2 protein-coding genes are annotated in these 20,291 nt (G+C 75.0%); both read left to right on the plus strand.

The window, feature by feature from the left end; translation table 11 throughout:
* The first annotated feature begins 168 nt into the window (after positions 1 to 168).
* Positions 169 to 9,597, plus strand: a complete 9,429-nt coding sequence (locus QFZ71_RS00020; protein WP_307666162.1) for a type I polyketide synthase — start codon at positions 169 to 171, stop codon at positions 9,595 to 9,597.
* 98 nt (positions 9,598 to 9,695) lie between these two features.
* Complete coding sequence (locus QFZ71_RS00025) at positions 9,696 to 20,288, plus strand: type I polyketide synthase (protein ID WP_373465063.1); 10,593 nt, start codon at positions 9,696 to 9,698, stop codon at positions 20,286 to 20,288.
* Positions 20,289 to 20,291 lie beyond the last annotated feature (3 nt).

A 20,291-nucleotide genomic window follows, 5' to 3' on the forward strand; every position in this document is an offset into this window, starting at 1 on the left:
TCGTTCGTAGCCTCAGTGAGGGTTTTTGCTGTTGGTATTGGGGCGATTTTCCGGGAACCCGAAAAGGCTCGGGAAACCAGAAAAGACTATGCGTCACGCGGCCCGTGTGATGGGCGTGAGATTCCCGGCGCGAAAAGCGAACTGCCGGTCCGGAGAAGGTGGCATCGAGTGGCCGACAATCAGAAGTATCTCGACTACCTCAGGCGCCTCACCGCGGATCTGCGGCAGACCCGGCGCCAGCTGCGGGAGGTCGAGGCGCGCGGGAGCGAACCCGTGGCGATCGTCGGCATGGGCTGCCGCTACCCCGGCGACGTGCACTCCCCGGAGGACCTCTGGCACCTGGTCTCCGAGGGCCGGGACGGCATCTCCGGATTCCCCCTCGACCGCGGCTGGGACACCGTCGTGTACGACGACGACCCCGACGCCGCCGGCACCACCTACGTGCGCGAGGGCGGATTCCTCCACGACGCGGGCGACTTCGACGCCGACCTGTTCAACGTCTCGCCCCACGAGGCGCTCGCCATGGACCCCCAGCAGCGGCTGATGCTGGAGACCTCCTGGGAGGCCCTGGAACGCGCCGGCATCGACCCGCTGTCCCTGCGCGGAACCCGCACCGGCGTCTTCATCGGCTCCTCGTCGTCCGCCTACGGCAGCGGTCTGCGCGCCCTCCCGCAGGGCGTCGAGGGCCATCTGCTCACCGGCGGCGCGCCCAGCGTCGTCTCCGGCCGCGTCGCCTACGCCCTGGGCCTCGAAGGGCTCGCCGTCACCGTGGACACGGCCTGCTCGTCGTCGCTGGTCGCCACCCACCTCGCCGTGCAGGCGCTGCGCAACGGCGAGTGCGACACGGCGCTCGCGGGCGGTGTCACCGTCATGGTCAGCCCGGGCATCTTCACCGAGTTCAGCAGACAACGAGGGCTCGCGGCCGACGGCCGCTGCAAGCCGTTCTCCGCGGACGCCGACGGCACCGGCTGGGCCGAGGGCGCCGGCGTCCTCGTGCTGCGCCGCCTCTCGGACGCCCGCCGCCGCGGCGACCGGGTGCTCGCCGTGATCAAGGGGTCCGCGGTCAACCAGGACGGCGCGTCCAACGGCCTGACCGCACCGAACGGCCCCTCCCAGGAACGCGTCATCCGCGCCGCGCTGGAGAACGCCCAGCTCGCCGCCGCCGACATCGACGCGGTGGAGGCGCACGGCACCGGCACCACCCTGGGCGACCCGATCGAGGCACAGGCGCTGCTCAACGCCTACGGGCAGGACCGGCCCGCCGACAAGCCGCTGTGGCTGGGGTCGATCAAGTCCAACATCGGGCACGCCCAGGCCGCGTCCGGTGTCGCCGGCCTCATCAAGATGGTGATGGCCCTGCGCGCCGAGGAGCTGCCCCCCACCCTCCACGCCACCGACCCCACCCCGCATGTCGACTGGTCCCGGGGCCACGTCCGGCTGCTGACCGCCCCGACCGCCTGGCCGCAGGACCCCGAGCGCCCTCGCCACGCGGGCGTCTCCTCCTTCAGCATCAGCGGAACCAACGCTCACCTCGTCCTGGAGAGCGCCGACGCCACGGCCGCACCCACCGAGGACGAGGACGAGGACGAATACAAGGCAGGGGCCGGGGACACCGACGCGCCCGCGCGGGGCATCGCCGACACCACGGTGCTGCCCTGGATCCTGTCCGCCCGCACCCCCGAGGCGCTGCGCGGACAGGCCGAACGGCTGGCCGAGGTCGCCGACGACCACGACCCGGCGGGCGTCGCCCGCACCCTGGCGGTCTCCCGCGCGCTGTTGGAACACCGGGCGGTGGTGCTGGGGCCGGATCGCGCCGGAGCGCTGCGGGCGCTGGCGCAAGGCGTTCCGCATCCGGACGCGGTGCTCGGCACCGCCCGTTCCGCCGAGCCCCCGGTCTTCGTCTTTCCCGGTCAGGGTTCGCAGTGGGTGGGGATGGCGGGGGAGTTGTTGGAGCGGGAGCCGGTGTTCGCCGGGGCGATGGCGGAGTGTGGGCGGGCGTTGGAGCCGTTCACGGATTTCTCCCTGTTGGAGGTGGTGCGGGGGGAGGGTGCGGAGCTGGAGCGGGTGGAGGTGGTCCAGCCGGTGTTGTGGGCGGTGATGGTGTCTTTGGCGCGGTTGTGGGCGTCGGTGGGTGTGGTGCCGGCGGCGGTGGTGGGTCATTCGCAGGGGGAGATCGCTGCGGCGGTGGTGGCGGGTGGTCTGTCGTTGGAGGACGGGGCGCGGGTGGTGGCGCTGCGGGCTCGTGCGATCGCGGGGGAGTTGTCGGGGCTGGGGGGGATGGTGTCCCTGGCGGTTCCGGTGGCGCGGGCGCGGGAGTTGGTGGCGCGGTGGGCGGGGTTGTCGGTGGCGGCGGTGAACGGGCCGGGTTCCACGGTGGTGTCCGGTGATGCGGGTGCGGTGGAGGAGTTGCTCGCGTACTGCGTGGAGGAGGGGGTCCGGGCGCGTCGTGTGCCGGTGGACTATGCCTCGCACTGTGTGCAGGTGGAGCGGGTCCGGGAGCGGTTGTTGGAGGATCTGGGTCCGGTGGTGCCGGTGTCCTCGTCGGTGCCGTTCTATTCGACGGTGAGTGGTCTGCGGGAGGACACGGCGGGGCTGGACGCGCGGTACTGGTTCGACAATCTGCGTAACACGGTGCGGTTCGAGGACGTCACCCGCACCCTGCTGACCGAGGGGCGCACCCTGTTCCTGGAGATCAGCCCCCACCCGGTGCTGGCTGTCGGAGTACAGGAAAGCATGGAGGCCGCAGGCCGTACCGGGGCGGTGCTGGGCACCCTGCGCCGCGGCGAGGGCGGCCCGCGGCGCTGGGCGACCGCGCTGGCCGAGGCCCACACACACGGAGCCCCCGTCGACTGGACACGGGTGCTGCCGCAGGCCGACCCCGTCGACCTGCCCACCTACGCCTTCCAGCACACCCACTACTGGATGACCGAACCGCCCGGGGCGGTACCCGACACGAGCGGCACCACGGACACCGACCCGGCCGAGACGGACTTCTGGGAAGCCGTCGACCGGCTCGACTACGAGCAGGTCTCCGACACCCTGCGCCTGGACTCCGGTGACGGCCTGGAAACCGTCCTGCCGGCCCTCGCGGTGTGGCGCCGGGACCGGGCAGAACACTCCACCGTGAACTCCTGGCGCTACCGCGTCGCCTGGCAGCCCGCCGACCGCGCCCCGGCCGCCGCCCTCGACGGACGCTGGCTCCTGCTGCACACCGGGAACGTCGACCCCGGCCACGCCGAACGCTGCGCCCGGGCACTGCGGCAGGCGGGCGCGGAACCGGTCGACGTCACCGTCCCCGACGACTCCCTCGACCGGTGGGGGCTCAGCGAACTCCTGCGCCAGGCCGCCGAAGGAGCCGAACCGGTCACCGGAGTCCTGTCGCTCCTCGCCGACGACCGCCGGGCACACCCCGAGGACGGGGCGGTCTCCGTCGGCCTCGGCGCGACCCTCACGGCCGTCCAGGCACTGGCCGACGCCGAGGTCACCGCCCCCCTGTGGTGCGTCACGACCGGCGCCGTCTCCACGAACCGCGCCGACCGGATCCTCGACCCCGCCGCCGCCCGCCTCTGGGGACTGGGCCGGGTGGCCGCGCTGGAACACCCCGAGCGGTGGGGAGGACTGATCGACCTGCCCGCCGAACCCGAGCCGCGGGCGACGGCCCGCCTCGCCGCCGTCCTCACCGCCGCCGAGGACCAGGTCGCCGTACGGGCCGAAGGCGTCTACGTGCGCCGCCTCCTCCACGCACCGGCCGCCGACCCCCTGCCCGCAAGAGCGGCGCCCGAGGCGGTGCTGATCACCGGTGGCACCGGTGCGCTGGGTGCCGAGACCGCCCGTATGCTCGCCCGCCGGGGCACCCGGAAACTGGTGCTGAGCAGCAGGAGAGGCCCCGACGCGCCCGGCGCCGCCGAACTGGTCGCCGAACTCGCCGCCCTGGGCGCCACCGCGGTCGTCCTCGCGTGCGATGCCGCCGACCGTGACGCCCTGGCCGCCCTGCTGGCCGAGCACCCGGTCACCGGAGTGGTGCACGCGGCCGGAACCGACCCGGCCCTGCCGCTCGACTCCACCTCCGTCCCCGTCCTGGCCGAGGGACTGCGGGCCAAGGCCGCCGGGGCCGAGCACCTCGACGCGCTCCTGCCCGACGCCGAACTGTTCGTGCTGTTCTCCTCGATCGCCGGAGTGTGGGGGAGCGGCGGCCAGGCCGCCTACGCCGCCGCCAACGCCCACCTCGACGCCCTCGCCGCGGCCCGCCGGGCGGCCGGCCGGACCGGCACCGCCGTGGCCTGGGGCTCCTGGGACCAGATCGGCATGGCCGCCAGGGGCGGCGCCGACGAGTACCTCAAGCGCCGCGGCCTGCGCCCCATGCCGCCGGGGCTGTGCGTCACCGCGCTGGAGCACGCGATCGACACCGATGCCACCTGCGTGGTCGTCGCGGACATCGACTGGGCACGCTTCACCCCCGCCTTCACCAGCCGCCGGCCCAGCCCCCTCCTCTCGGCCCTGCCCGAGGCCGCCGAGGCCCTGGCCGGGGAACCGGCCGCCGAGGACGGAACCGCGGCCGTGCGGACCCTGCTGGCCGGACTGCCGCAGTCGGAGTGGTCCCGCACCGTACTCGACCTGGTCCGCCGGGAGACCGCGGCGGTCCTCGGCTACTCCGAACCGGTCGACGCCGACCGCCCGTTCAAGGACCTGGGCGTGGACTCCCTCAGCGCCGTGACCGTCCGCAACCGGGTGGCCGCCGCTCTCGACCTGCGCCTGCCCACGACGCTGGTCTTCGACCACCCGACCCCCTCCGACGTCACCCGCCACGTGCTGTCGCTGGTCAGCGGCGACGACCGGCGGACGGCCACGACGGCCGAGGCGTCCGACGAGCCCCTGGCGATCGTCGGCATGGCATGCCGCTACCCCGGCGGCGCCTCCTCGCCGGAGGAACTGTGGCGGCTGGTCACCGAGGGCATCGACGCGGTCGGCGGCTTCCCGTCCGACCGCGGATGGCCCACCGACGACGGCACGGGCCCCGGCGACCCCTACACCCGCGTCGGCGGCTTCGTCCACAGCGCCACCTCCTTCGACGCCGGCCTGTTCGGCATCTCGCCGCGCGAGGCCATGGCGATGGACCCGCAGCAGCGGCTGCTCCTGGAGACCTCCTGGGAACTGTTCGAGCGCGCCGGGCTGGGCCCGCACGCCGTGCGCTCGACGCCCACCGGCGTCTTCATCGGCGCCTCACCCTCCGGATACGGAGTGGGCATCGCCGTCCCCGGCTCCGAAGGGCACCTGCTCACCGGAATGTCGGGCAGCGTCCTGTCCGGCCGGGTGGCCTACGCCTTCGGGCTGGAGGGCCCGACACTGACCGTGGACACCGCCTGCTCCTCGTCCCTGGTCGCCCTGCACCTCGCCGCGCAGTCACTGCGCGACGGCGAGTGCACCATGGCCGTCGTCGGCGGTGTCGCGGTGATGACCAGTCCCGGAATCTTCTCCGAGTTCGCCCGCCAGGACGGCCTGGCGTCCGACGGCCGCTGCCGGGCGTTCTCCGCCGACGCGGACGGCACCGGCTGGGGCGAGGGGGTGGGGCTGCTGCTGGTGGAACGCCTCTCCGAAGCACAGCGCAACGGGCACGAGGTCCTGGCGGTGGTGCGCGGCTCCGCGGTCAACTCCGACGGCGCCTCCAACGGCCTGACGGCACCCAACGGCCCTTCCCAGCAGCGGGTGATCCGTGCCGCGCTGGCCTCGGCCGGCGTGGAGCCGCACGAAGTGGACCTGGTCGAGGCGCACGGCACCGGCACGAGGCTGGGCGACCCGATCGAGGCACAGGCACTGCTCGCCGCCTACGGCCAGGACCGGCCCGCCGAACAGCCCCTGTGGCTCGGGTCGCTGAAGTCCAACATCGGGCACACCCAGGCCGCTGCCGGGGTCGGCGGCATCATCAAGACGGTCATGGCCCTGCGGCACGGCGTGCTGCCCCGCACCCTGCACGTGTCCGAGCCCACCCCCGAGGTGGACTGGACGGCCGGCTCGGTGGAACTGCTCACCAGCGCCCGCCCGTGGCCGGAGCTGGACCGCCCCCGCCGCGCGGGGGTGTCCGCCTTCGGCATCAGCGGCACCAACGCCCACGTGGTGCTGGAGCACGCCCCCGCCCCGGCCCGCCCCGAAACCCCCGCACCCCGGACGGCCCCGCCCCTGATCCCGTGGGCGCTCTCCGCCCGCACCTCCCGGGCGCTGCGGGAGCAGGCCGCCCGGCTGGCCGAGCGGGTCACGCACGACGACAGCCTCCACCCCCTCGACGTGGCGGTCTCCCTCGCGGACGGCCGGGCCCACCTGGAACACCGGGCCGTGGCCGTAGGACACGACCGCGAGGCCCTGCTCGCCGCACTCTCCGACCTCGCCGACGCCGGCCACCTGACCGTCCGCGACGTCGCCGAATCCGGCCGCCTGGCCCTGCTGTTCTCCGGCCAGGGTTCGCAGCGGCTGGGCATGGGGCGGGAGTTGTACGAGGCGTACGGGGTGTTCGCGGACGCGTTCGACGCGGTCTGTGCCCGCGTGGACCTGGAACGGCCGTTGCGGGATGTGGTGTTCGGTGACGACGCCGGTCTGCTGGGGCGGACCGTCTACACGCAGGCGGGCCTGTTCGCCCTGGAAGTGGCCCTCTTCCGCCTGCTGGAGTCCTGGGGGGTCACCCCGGACGTGCTCGTGGGGCACTCGATCGGTGAACTCGCCGCCGCCCACGTGGCCGGGGTGCTCTCCCTGGACGACGCGTGCACCTTGGTGTCGGCGCGCGGGCGGTTGATGGACGCCCTGCCCGAGGGCGGTGCGATGCTCGCCGTGGAGACGGCCGAGGAGGACCTCGTACTTCCCGACGGGGTGGACCTCGCCGCCGTCAACGGCCCCACCTCGGTCACGGTCTCCGGCGACGCCGCGGCCGTCGCCGTCCTGGAGGAGCGGCTGCGCGGGGAGGGGGTCCGGGTCAAGCGGCTGGCGGTCTCCCACGCCTTCCACTCGCACCTGATGGAACCCATGCTGGCCGAATTCGCCACGGTCGCCGAGTCGTTGACGTACCACACCCCGCAGATCCCGATCCTCACCACCGCCCCCGGCGACCCGGCCACCCCCGCCTACTGGGTCGGCCAGATCCGTGAGCCGGTCCGCTTCGCCGATGCCCTCGCCCAGCTCACCGGAGTACGCACCGCACTGGAACTGGGCCCCGCCGGAGTGCTCTGCGCCCTCGCCCAGGAGCAGGTCGACAGCCTGGTGGCCGCCCCCGCGCTGCGCCCGGAGCAGGACGAGGCGGAGACAGTGCTCCGCATGATCGCCCGCGCCCACACACGGGGGACCGAGATCGACTGGCCCGCGGTGACGGGCGCGGGCGACCGCGTCGACCTGCCCACCTACCCCTTCCAGCGCACCCGCTTCTGGCCCGACCTCCCGGCCCCCGACACCACCGTGACCCCGCCGCCCGCCGCCTCACCGGCGGAGTCCCGCTTCTGGGCGGCCGTCGACGAGGGCGACGTCGCGTCCCTGGCCGCCACCGCCGGCCTCGACCCGGCGGCGCTGGAGCCGCTGCTGCCGGCCCTGTCGGCCTGGCACAGCGACGCCCGCGAGCACGAAGCCGTCGGCGCCTGGCGGTACCGGATCGCCTGGACGCCCCTGGAGGAGCCGGCCCTGGTGTCCTGCGCCGGGCGGTGGCTCCTGGTCGCCCCCGACGCCGCCGCCGCGACGGCCGACGCCTGCCGCGCGGCGCTCACCGAACGGCAGGGCGAGGTCGACCTCCTCGTCGTCGACCCCGCCCACACCGACGCGGAGGAGTTCGCAGACCTGCTCCGCGACTACGTCGTCCCCGGCGAACAACTCCGCGGCGTGGTCTCCCTGCTCGCCCTGGACGAGACACCGCACCCCGACCACCCGGTGATCACCGCCGGCCTGGCCGGCACCCTCTGCCTGCTGCACGCCGCCCTCGACGTCGAACCGGGCCCGCTGTGGACCCTCACCGCCGGCGCCGTCGGCGCGGACGCGGACGAGGCGCCGGCCAGCCCCGCCCAGGCCGCCGTCTGGGGCCTGGGCCGCGTCGCGGCACTGGAACACCCCCGCCACTGGGGCGGCCTGGTCGACCTGCCCGCCGACGGCCTCGGCCACGACACGCGCCTGGCCGCCCGGCTCGCGGCCACCCTGACCCGCACCGACGACGAGGACCAGGTGGCCGTCCGGGCCACGGCCGCCCTCGGACGCCGGCTGCGCCACGCCGACCCCGTCCCCCCGCGTCCCGGCACGGGATGGACACCGAACGGCACGGTGCTGGTCACCGGCGGCACCGGCGCCATCGGCGGCCACGTCGCCCGCTGGCTGGCGACCGAGGGAGCCGAACACCTCGTCCTGATGAGCCGGCGCGGCCCCGACGCCCCGGGCGCCCGCGAACTCACCGGAGAACTCACCGCCCTCGGCTCCCGCGTCACCCTCGTCGCCTGCGACCTCCAGGACCGCGACGACGTCGGCCGGGCACTCGGCGCGCTGGCCGCCGACGGCACCACCGTCCGGACCGTCATGCACACCGCCGGCCTGGGCGTACTGGCCCCGCTCGCCGACACCGGCGTCGCCGACCTCGCCCACCTGATCGGCGGCAAGGTCGCCGGAGCCCGCCACCTCGACGAACTGCTCGACCCCACCGCACTGGACGCCGTCGTCCACTTCTCCTCCATCTCCGCGATGTGGGGCGTGGGCCAGCACGGGGGCTACGCCGCCGGCAACGCCTACCTCGACGCGCTCGCCCAACAGCGCAGCCGCGAGGGCGCCCCCGTCCTCTCCGTCGCCTGGGGACCCTGGGACGGCGGCGGCATGGTCGACCAGGCCGCCGTGGAACCGATGCTGCGCCGCGGCATCACCCTCCTCCAGCCCGGCCCCGCCATGATCGCGCTGCGCCAGGCCCTCGACGCCCGCGAACCCTCCACCGCGACCGCCGAGGTCGACTGGGAGCGGTTCGCACCCTCCTTCACCGCGCTGCGCCCCAGCCCGCTGCTCGCCGAACTGCCCGAGGTGCAGGCCCTGCGACCCGCCGGGGCCGCGGCCGCTCCCGACACCGCCGAGGACGGGTTCCGCGCCCGGCTCGCCGGACTGTCCCCGGTGGAGCGCGAACGCGCGGCGCTGGAACTGGTCCGCACCCACGCCGCCGTCGCGCTCGGCCACACGCGGGCGGAGGACATCGAACCGGACCGCACCTTCCGCGACCTGGGCGCCGACTCGCTGACCGCTGTGGCGCTGCGCGACGGGCTGGCCACCGCGAGCGGCCTGACACTGCCCGCCACGCTCGTCTTCGACCAGCCGACCCCCGTCGCGCTGGCGGAACACCTGTTGGACCTGCTGATGCCGCGGGACGCCGTCGACGACCTGCCGTCGACGGACGAACTCGACCGGCTCGAGGCGGCGCTCGCCCGCCGTTCCGGCGACGACCTCGACCGGGTCCGGATCGTGATGCGGCTGGAGTCGCTCCTGGCCGCGACCCGGAACGGGACCGGTACGGCCTCCGCTGACAGCGCCGCCCTGGCCGACCGGCTGGGACACGCCACGGACGACGAACTGTTCGATTTGGTCGAGAGGGATCTGGGACTCAAGTGACCGCCGCCGCTCCAAGGACCCCGCAGGAGAGCACGATGACGACCGAAGCGAGCAAGAGCCCCACCGAGCACAAGCTCCGTGACTATCTCGGCCGCGCGATCGCCGAACTGCACGACACCCGCCGGCGGTTGCGCGAGGCCGAGTCGCAGGAGCACGAGCCCATGGCCATCGTGTCGGTGGCCTGCACCCTGCCCGGCGGCGTGCGTTCGCCCGAGGAACTCTGGCGGCTCCTCGCCTCCGGCACGGACGCCGTCACCCCGTTCCCCGACGACCGAGGCTGGGACGACAGCCCGCTGGCCGGCGCCGAGGGCGCCGCGGCCCCCGAAGCGTCCCGGGGCGGCTTCCTGCACGACGCGGGCATGTTCGACCCCGCGTTCTTCGGCATCAACCCGCGCGAGGCGCTGGCCATGGACCCGCAGCAGCGGCTGGTCCTGGAATCGGCCTGGGAGGCGATGGAGCGAGCCGGCATCCACCCCGACACCCTGCGCGGCTCCCGTACGGGCGTGTTCCTCGGAGCCAGCGGGCAGGGCTACGGCATCAACATGCAGGCCGGCACCGGCACCGAGGGCTACCAGCTCACCGGCGGCGCCACCTCCGTCCTCTCCGGCCGTATCGCCTACACGCTCGGCCTGCGCGGGCCCGCGGTCAGTGTGGACACCGCCTGCTCCTCGTCACTGACCGCCCTGCACCTGGCCGCCCAGTCCATCCGCGCCGGTGACTGCTCCATGGCCTTCGCCGGCGGGGTCACCGTCATGCCGCACCCGGTCGCCTTCCACGAGTTCAGCCGGCAGGGCGGCCTGGCCTCCGACGGCCGGTGCAAGGCGTTCTCCGCCGACGCGGACGGCACCGGCTGGAGCGAGGGCGTCGGCGTCCTGCTCATCGAGCGGCTCTCCGACGCCCGCCGCCACGGCCACCCGGTGCTCGCGGTGATGCGGGGCAGCGCGGTCAACCAGGACGGAACCTCCAACGGCCTCACCGCCCCCAGCGGCCCCGCCCAGGAACGCGTCATCCGCGCCGCGCTGGAGGACGCCCGCCTGACCCCCGACCAGGTCGACGCCGTCGAGGCGCACGGCACCGGCACCACGCTGGGCGACCCCATCGAGGCCCAGGCACTGCTGGCCACCTACGGCCGCGACCGGGACCGCCCGCTATGGCTCGGCTCGCTGAAGTCCAACATCGGCCACACCCAGTCCGCCGCCGGGGCCGCCGGCGTGATCAAGATGGTGCTGGCGATGCACCACGGGGTGCTGCCCCGCACCCTGCACGCCGACGTGCCCACCCCGCACGTGGACTGGTCCTCCGGCCGCATCGAACTGCTCACCGGCGAGCAGCCGTGGAAACCCGGTGAACACCCCCGCAGGGCCGCCGTCTCCTCCTTCGGCATCAGCGGCACCAACGCCCACGTCATCCTGGAGGAACCCCCCGCCGACGCCCCCGCCGAGGAGCCCGCTCCCCGCCGGCCCGCCCCCGCCACCGTGCCGCTGCCGGTCTCCGGCCGGACCCCGCAGGCCCTGGCGGCGCAGGCCGCCCGGCTGCGCACCTTCCTGGACGACGCGACGGGGGCCGCCGCCGAACTCATCGACCTCGCCCACTCGCTCGGCGCGACCCGCCGGTCCCACGACCACCGCGGCATCGTCCTGGCCACCGGCCAGGCCGACGCCCTGGCCGGCCTGCGGACCCTCCAGGAGGGCCGCACCGGGCCCGACGTGCTCACCGGCGCCGTACGGCCCGGCCGGACCGCCTTCCTGTTCACCGGACAGGGCGCACAGCACGCGGGCATGGCGCGCGACCTGTACGACACCTTCCCGGTGTTCGCCGAAACCTTCGACACGGTGTGCCGGAAGACCGGCGGCGAAAGGCCGCTGAAGGAGATCGTCTTCGAGGACGGCGCGGCGCTGGACCGCACCGTCCACACCCAGCCGGCCCTGTTCGCCGTCGAGGTCGCGCTCTTCCGCCTGGCCGAGTCGTGGGGCCTGCGCCCCGACGTCCTGGCGGGCCACTCGATCGGCGAGCTGGCCGCCGCCCACATCGCGGGCATCCTGTCGCTGGACGACGCCTGCCGCCTGGTCGCGGCCCGCGGCCGGCTGATGGAGGAACTGCCCGCCGGCGGCGCGATGCTGGCCGTCGAGGCGGCCGAGGGCGACATCGAGCTGCCCGACGGCGTGGACCTCGCGGCGGTCAACGGGCCCTCGTCCCTGACGGTCTCGGGCGACGCCGCCGCGATCGACGCGCTGGAGGCACAACTGCGCGGCCAGGGCCGCAAGGTCAAGCGGCTCGCGGTCTCGCACGCCTTCCACTCGCACCTGATGGAACCCATGCTCGACGCGTTCGCCGCGACCGCCCGCGACCTCACCTACCACCCGCCGACGATCCCGATGGTCTCCACCGTCGCCCTCGACGGCGACCCGACGACCTGGGAGTACTGGGTCAGCCAGGTCCGCTCCACCGTCCGGTTCGCCGACGCCGCCCGGGAACTGGGCCGCCAGGGCGTCACCCGGTACGTCGAGATGGGCCCCGACGGGGTCCTCTGCGCCCTGGTCGGCGCCACGGACGACACCGCGCTCGCCGTCCCCCTCCAGCGCAACGGCCGCGACCAGACGGACACCCTGCTGCGGGCCGTGGCACGCCTGCACGTCGCGGGGCTCGACCCCGACTGGGCGGCCGTCCTGGAGCCGTGGAGCCCCCGCCGGGTGGACCTGCCCACCTACGCCTTCCAACGACAGCACTACTGGCCGGCCCCCAGCAGCCCGGCCGACCTCAGGACGGCCGGGCTCAGCGGCGCCGGACACCCGCTGCTGGGCGCGCTCGTCTCGGTGGCCGGTGACGGGGGCCTCGTCCTCACCGGCCGGCTCTCCCGCACCACCCACCCCTGGCTCGGCGACCACCGTGTCCTCGGTGCGGTCCTCGTCCCGGGCACCGCGCTCGTCGACCTCGCCCTGCACGCGGGCAGCCAGGTCGGCTGCCCCGTCGTGGACGAGCTGACCCTGGGCACCCCGGTGGAACTGCCCGAGCTGGGCGGACTGCGCATCCAGGCGGAGGTGGGCCCCCCGCGCGCGGACGGCTCCCGCGAGATCGCCCTCTACACCCGGCCCGACGAGGCCGAGGGAGCCGAGGGCGCGGACGGCGGCTGGATCCGGCACGCCACCGGCCTCCTGACCCCCGCACGCCCGGCGGCGGGCGAAACCCTGGCCCCGTGGCCGCCGCAGGACGCACCGCCCGTGGCACTGGACGACTTCTACGCCGCCGCGGCCGCCGCCGGCCTCGACTACGGGCCCCTCTTCCAGGGCCTGCGCGGCGCCTGGCGCGCCTCCGACGGCGCGGTCCACGCCGACGTGGCGCTGCCCGCCGCGGCCGACGGTGCGAACTCCCCGGACACCGGGGGCTTCGGCCTGCACCCCGCCCTCTTCGACGCCGCCCTGCACTGCGCGGCCCTGAGCGGCCCCTCGCAGAACGATCCGGCCGTCCGGGTGCCGTTCAGCTGGTCCGGCGTCACCCTGCACGCCCGGGGCGCCACCGCCCTGCGCGTGCGCCTGACCCCGACGAGCACGGACGCCGTCTCGCTCGAACTCGCCGACCCGGCGGGCCGGCCGGTCGCCTCCGTGGAGTCCCTGGTGCTGCGGCCGGCGATGCCCACCGACGGCCGGACACCCCCCGACACGCTCTTCCGCGTCGACTGGGCCCGCCTGCCCGCCTCCGGCCCCTCCACCCCGTGGACGGTCGTCGCCGGCACGAGGGGACTGGCGGCCCTGGCCGAACCCCCCGCCCTGGTGGCCGTCCACGCCGGCACCGACCCCGAGGACACCGACGACCCGGTCACCCTCGACGGGCCCGCCGCGGTCCGCCGCGCCGCCCACCGCGCCCTGGAGTACCTACGGACCTGGCTCGCCGACGAGCGCTTCGCCGCCTCCCGTCTCGTCCTGCTCACCCGAGGCGCCGTGCCCGCCGGGGACACCCCGGTCGACCCGGCCGCCGCCGCGGTGTGGGGTCTGGTGCGCAGCGCGCAGACCGAGCATCCGGGCCGGTTCGTCCTGCTCGACCTGGACCCGTCCGACGGCGGCACCCCCGTCACCGGCCTGACGGACACCGATGAGCCGCAACTCGCCCTGCGCCAGGGCACGCTGTACGCGCCCCGTCTCGTCCGCGCCACCGTTCCCCCGCCGGTGCCGGACCCGGCGCAGCCGCACGGCACGGTACTGATCACCGGCGGTACCGGCGTCCTCGGCGGCCGCGTCGCCCGGCACCTGGCCGCTGAACACGGCGTCCGTGACCTGCTGTTGGTGAGCCGGCGCGGCCCCCGAGCGCCCGGCGCGGACGAACTGGTCGCCGAGCTGGCCTCCCTGGGGGCGCGGGCCCGTGTCCTCGCCTGCGACGCGGCCGACCGCGAGGCGCTGGCCGAAGTACTCGCCGGCATCCCCGCCGACCGGCCGCTGACCGGTGTGGTGCACGCCGCCGGGATCGTGGACGACGGCGTGGTCACCTCCCTGACCCCCGACCGGCTCGACGCGGTGCTGGACGCCAAGGCGGCCTCCGCGCTGCACCTGGACGACCTGGTCGGCGACGTCTCCCTGTTCGTGCTGTTCTCCTCCGCCTCGGCGACCTTCGGCTCCGCCGGCCAGGCCGGCTACGCGGCGGCGAACGCGGTGCTGGACGCCGTCGCCCGCCGCAGGCCGGGCGCCGTCTCCGTCGGCTGGGGCCTGTGGGCGGAGACCTCCGGCATCTCCGCCGGGCTGGACGAGACGGGACGGGCCAGGATCCGGCGGGTCGGCTCCGCGCTCGCCACCGACGAGGCGCTGGCCGTCCTGGACGCCGTCCGCACGGGCGACACCCCGCACCTGGTCGCCCTCCGGCTGAACCTCGCCGAACTGCGGGACGCCGCGGACCGCGACCCCGCCGCGGTGGCACCCCTGCTGCGGGGCCTGGTCACCCGCCGCGTCCTGCCCGAGGCGGCGCGTGCCGTGCCCGGTGCCGCCTCCCCGCTGGGCGAGCGCCTCGCCGGTCTCGGCGAGGCCGAACGCACCGAACTGCTCACCGAGTTGGTGCGCTCGGAGGCCGCCGGTGTGCTCGGTCACACCGGCGCGGAGCCGATCGAGGACCACAAGCCGTTCAGGGACCTGGGCTTCGACTCGCTGACCGCCGTGGAACTGCGCAACCGGCTCGGCGCCGTGACCGGCCTGCGGCTGCCCGCGGCCCTCGTCTTCGACTACCCCTCCCCGCAGGACCTGGTGGCCCACCTGCTGCCCCGCCTGACCGGGGCGGCGGACACCCCGGCGCCCGCGCGGGCCGCCCGCCGCGCCGCCGACGACGAGCCCATCGCCATCGTCGCGATGAGCTGCCGCTACCCCGGCGAAGTCAACAGCCCCGAGGACCTGTGGAACCTGGTGGCGACGGGCTCCGACGCCATCGGCCCCTTCCCCGGCAACCGCGGCTGGGACACCACCGCCCTCTACGACCCCGACCCCGACGCGGCCGGCAAGTCCTACGTCCTCCAGGGCGGTTTCGTCCACGACGCGGACCGCTTCGACCCCGTGCCCTTCGGTATCTCGCCGCGCGAGGCGCTGGCGATGGACCCGCAGCAGCGGCTGATGCTGGAAGCCTCCTGGGAGGCCTTCGAGCGGGCCGGAATCGACCCGAGCTCCCTGCGCGGCACCTCCACCGGCGTGTTCGCCGGACTCATGTACCACGACTACGGCGCCACCATGACCGTGCTGCCGGAAGGGGTCGAGGGCTACCTCGGCACCGGCACCTCGGGCAGCGTGCTCGCCGGCCGGGTGTCCTACACCTTCGGACTCGAGGGTCCGGCCATGACCGTGGACACCGCCTGCTCCTCCTCCCTGGTCACCCTGCACCTGGCCTGCCAGGCACTGCGCAACGGCGAGTGCGACATGGCGCTGGCGGGCGGCGTCACGGTGCTCTCCACCCCCGGCGTCTTCATCGACTTCAGCAGGCAGCGCGCCCTGGCCTCCGACGGCCGCTGCCGTTCGTTCTCCGCGGACGCCGACGGCACCGGGTGGGCCGAGGGCGTGGGGGTGCTGCTGGTGGAGCGGCTCTCCGACGCCGTACGCAACGGCCACGACGTCCTGGCCGTGGTGCGCGGCTCCGCGGTCAACCAGGACGGCGCGTCCAACGGCCTGACCGCCCCCAACGGCCCCTCCCAGGAACGCGTCATCGGCGCGGCGCTGGCCGCTGCCGGCCTGGAGCCGCACCAGGTGGACGTGGTGGAGGCGCACGGTACCGGTACCACGCTGGGTGACCCGATCGAGGCGCAGGCGCTGCTCAACGCCTACGGGCAGGACCGGCCCGCCGGCAAACCGCTGTGGCTGGGGTCGCTGAAGTCGAACATCGGGCACACCCAGGCCGCGGCCGGTGCCGGCGGTGTGATCAAGATGGTGCAGGCGCTGCGGCACGGAGTCATGCCGCAGACCCTGCACGCGCAGGAGCCCACCCCCCACGTGGACTGGTCCTCCGGCGCCGTCGAACTGCTCACGCAGGCCCGCCCGTGGCCGGGCGGACAGCAGCCCCGCCGGGCCGCGGTGTCCTCCTTCGGCGTCAGCGGCACCAACGCCCACGTCGTGCTGGAGGAATACCGCGCACCGGAGCCCACCGCCACCCCCGCACCGGACGACGCACCCGCACGCCCCGAACTCCCCTGGATCCTGTCCGCCAAGAACGCGGCCGCCCTCCAGGAATCCGCCGCCAGGCTCGCAGCCGTCGCGGACGGCACGGACCCCGCCGACGCCGCCTGGCAGCTGGCCACCGGGCGGGCGGTGCTGGAGCACCGGGCCGTGGTGCTGGGACCGGACCGTCCCGGCGCCCTGCGGGCGTTGGCCCAGGGCGTCCCGCATCCGGGCGTGGTGCGGGGAGCGGCCCGGTCACGGATCTCACCCGTCTTCCTGTTCCCCGGCCACGGGACGCAGTGGGCGGGGATGGGCGCGGAACTGCTGGAACGGGAGCCGGTGTTCGCCGAGGCGATGGCCGAGTGCGGAAGAGCGCTCGGGCGGTTCACCGATTTCTCGCTGCTGGACGTGGTGCGCAGCGGGGAGGGCCTGGAACGGGCCGAGGTGGAGCAGCCGGTGCTGTGGGCGGTGATGGTGTCACTGGCCCGGCTCTGGGCGTCGGTGGGCGTAGTGCCCTCGGCGGTGGTGGGCCACTCGCTGGGAGAGATCGCCGCGGCGGTCGTCGCCGGCGGCCTGTCGCTGGAGGACGGGGCACGGGTGGTCGCGCTCAGGGCGCGGGTGATCGCCGAAGAGCTGGTGGGATCGGGAGGGATGGTGTCGCTGGGGCTGCCGGCCCCGGCGGCTGAGCAGCTGATCGCGCAGTGGCCCGGTCTGTCGGTCGCAGCGGTCAACGGGCCCGGTTCCACCGTCGTCTCCGGCGACCCGGCCGGTGTGGAAGGACTGCTGGCGCACTGCGAAGGCGCGGGAGTCCGGGCCCGGCGGGTGCCGATCGACTACGCGTCCCACTCGGTACAGGTGGAACGGGTCCGGGACCGGCTGCTGGAGGCGCTGGCCCCCCTCACGCCGGTCTCCTCGACGGTGCCGTTCCACTCGACGGTGTCGGGGGAGCGGATGGACACCGCGGGACTGGACGCGGCGTACTGGTACGGCAACCTGCGCGGCACCGTACGGTTCGCGGACGCCACGGACGCCCTGCTGGCCGAGGGCCGGTCGGTGTTCCTGGAGATCAGCGCCCATCCCGTGCTGATGGTCGGGGTCCAGGAGAGCATGGAGGCCGCGGACCGCTCCGGGGCGGTGCTGGGCACGCTGCGCCGTGGCGAGGGCGGCCGCCGGCGGTGGACGACCGCACTGGCCGAGGCCCACGTGCACGGCATCCCCGTCGACTGGCGCACCGTCCTGGAGGACCGCACCGGCAGCGGCGTCGACCTGCCCACCTACCCCTTCCAGCGAGAACGCTTCTGGCCCGAGAGCCGGGCACTGCCCGCCGACGTCTCCGCCATGGGCCTGGACCGCGCCGACCACCCGATGCTCGGCGCGGCGGTACCGGTCGCCGGCACGGACGGAGTGCTGCTCACCGGACGCATCGCCGCGGACACCCACCCGTGGATCGCCGATCACGTCCTGCTGGGCACCACCCTGCTCCCCGGCACCGCCCTGGTCGAACTCGCCCTCCGGGCCGGCGCGTCGGCCGGCTGCCCGCATCTGGACGACCTCGCCCTGGAGACCCCGCTCACCCTGCCCACGGGACGGGCGGTCGTCCTGCAGGTCGTCGTCGCGGACAGCACCCCCGACCAGAGCACCCGCGCCCTCACCGTCTACTCCCGCATCGAGGGCGACGACGGAGCCTGGACCCGCAACGCCAGGGGCACCGTCCGTGCCGCCGACCCCGCCGACCACGTCCCGCAACCGCTCCCGTGGCCCCCCGCGGACACCGAACCGGTCGACCTGACCGGGCTCTACGAACCCGCCGCCGACAGCGGCTACGGGTACGGCCCCGCCTTCCGGGGCCTGCGCTCCGTCCGGCGGCGGGACAACGAGGTGTTCGCCGAGGTCACGCTCCCCTCCGAAGCCCGCACCGGCGCCGAGGGATTCTCCCTGCACCCCGCCCTCCTCGACGCCGCCCTGCACGCCATCGGAGCCGGAGGACTCCTCCCCGGCGCCGACGGCGTACACATCCCCTTCGCCTGGCAGGGCGTCACCGCGTACACGGCGGGCAGCACCGAACTGCGGGTCCGGCTGAGCCGCTCCACCGAGCGGGAGTCCATACGCCTGGAAGCCGTCACCACCACCGGCGCCCCGGTGATCCATGTCGAGTCGCTGGAGCTCCGTCCGGTCTCCGCCGCCCAGCTGACCTCCGCGAACGGCCCCGGCGACGCACTGTTCACCACCGACTGGACATCCGCCGCCCCCGGCCCGTTCCCCGCCACCTGGGCCGTGGTCGGCGGCGACATCCTCGGCGCGGCCGACCACCTGGCCGAGGAGGACTTCGCCGTCGAGTGGCACGCCGACACCGCCGCGCTGATCGCCTACGTCGACGCGGGCATGAACGTGCCCGAGGTCGTCCTCCTCTCCGGAGCGGCGACACCGGACGACGACGTCGAGGCGGTGCACCGCCGGGTCGCCGAAGTGCTCGAACCGGCACAGGCCCTCCTCGCGGACCGGCGCTTCGACGAGACCCGCATCGCGCTCCTCACCTGCGGCTCCGTCGCCGTACGGGACGGTGAGGACATCACCGACCTGCCCGGCGCGGCCGCCCGCGGACTGCTCCGGTCGGCACACTCCGAACACCCCGGCCGGTTCGTGCTCGTCGACACCGACGGCGACCTCACCGGCCTCGCCGAGGCACTCGTCCCCGGCGAGCCGGAGACCGCCCTGCGCGGCGGTTCCCTGCTGGTGCCCCGCCTCGTCCGCGCCCGGCCGGCGGGCGAGCCCGCACTGCCCGCCGGAACCGTCCTGGTCACCGGCGGCACCGGAGGACTCGGCGGCCTGGTCGCCCGGCACCTCGCCACCGCCCACGGCGTCACCGACCTGCTCCTGCTCAGCCGCTCCGGCCCGGACGCCCCCGGAGCCGCCGACCTCACCGCCGACCTCGCCGCTCTCGGCGCCCGGGCCGAGATCGTCGCCTGCGACGCGGCCGACGAGGACCGCCTCGCCGAGGTGCTGACCGGCCGCCGGATCGCCACCGTGGTGCACGCGGCAGGCGTCCTGGACGACGGTGTCTTCGAGTCGATGACACCCAAGCGCGCCGCGGCCGTCCTGCGCCCCAAGACCGACGCGGCACTCCACCTGAGCAAACTGGCCGGGGCCGAACTGTTCGTGTTCTTCTCCTCCGTCAGCGGCACCTTCGGAGCACCCGGCCAGGCCAACTACGCCGCCGCCAACGCGGCACTGGACGCACTGGCCGCCCAGCTCCGCGCCCGCGGCCGCGACGCCCTCTCCATCGCCTGGGGCATGTGGGCCACCAGCACCGGCATGACCGGCCACCTCGCCGACACCGCACGCGAGGACGCGGCCGGCGGCGGAACCGCTCTGTCCGACGAGGACGGCCTCACCCTGCTCGACGCCGCCCTCACCACCGGCCGCTCCCACGTGGTGGCGGCACGCCTGGACCTGACCGCCCTGCGCGCCCACGCGGGCAGCGTTCCGGTGCCCGCGCTGCTGCGCACCCTCGTCCCCCCGCCGGCCCGGCGGACGGCCGGGGAAGAGCGGCCGGACACATCCTCGCTCAGCGCCCGCCTGGCCCCCCTCGACCCCTCCGAGCGGCGACAGGTCGTACTCGACCTGATCCGCGGCCACGCGGCCGCAGTCCTCGGACACGCCTCCGCCGAGGCCATCCACCCCGAACTCGGCTTCACCGACCTGGGGTTCAGCTCACTCAGCGCGGTCGAGATCCGCAACCAGCTCAGCGCCGCCACCGGACTCAGGCTGCCGACCACCCTGGTCTTCGACCACCCGAACGCCGACCGCCTCGCCGACCACCTGCTGGAACACCTGGTGGTCGAGGACACCGAGACCGGCCCCGCCGCACTCCTGGCCGACCTGGACCGGCTCGACGCCGCCCTCGCCGCGGCCGGCCCGGGCGACGAGACCCGCAGCCGCGTGGTCTCGCGGCTGCACGCACTGCTCGCCCGGCACGACACCGCGGACGACTCGGGCCTCGTCACCGCCGCCGGAAACCTCGACACGGCGGACGACGACAACCTCTTCGCCTTCATCGACAACGAACTGGGAGCCTGAGGC

Source organism: Streptomyces sp. V2I9, assembly GCF_030817475.1.
Classification (GTDB): domain Bacteria; phylum Actinomycetota; class Actinomycetes; order Streptomycetales; family Streptomycetaceae; genus Streptomyces.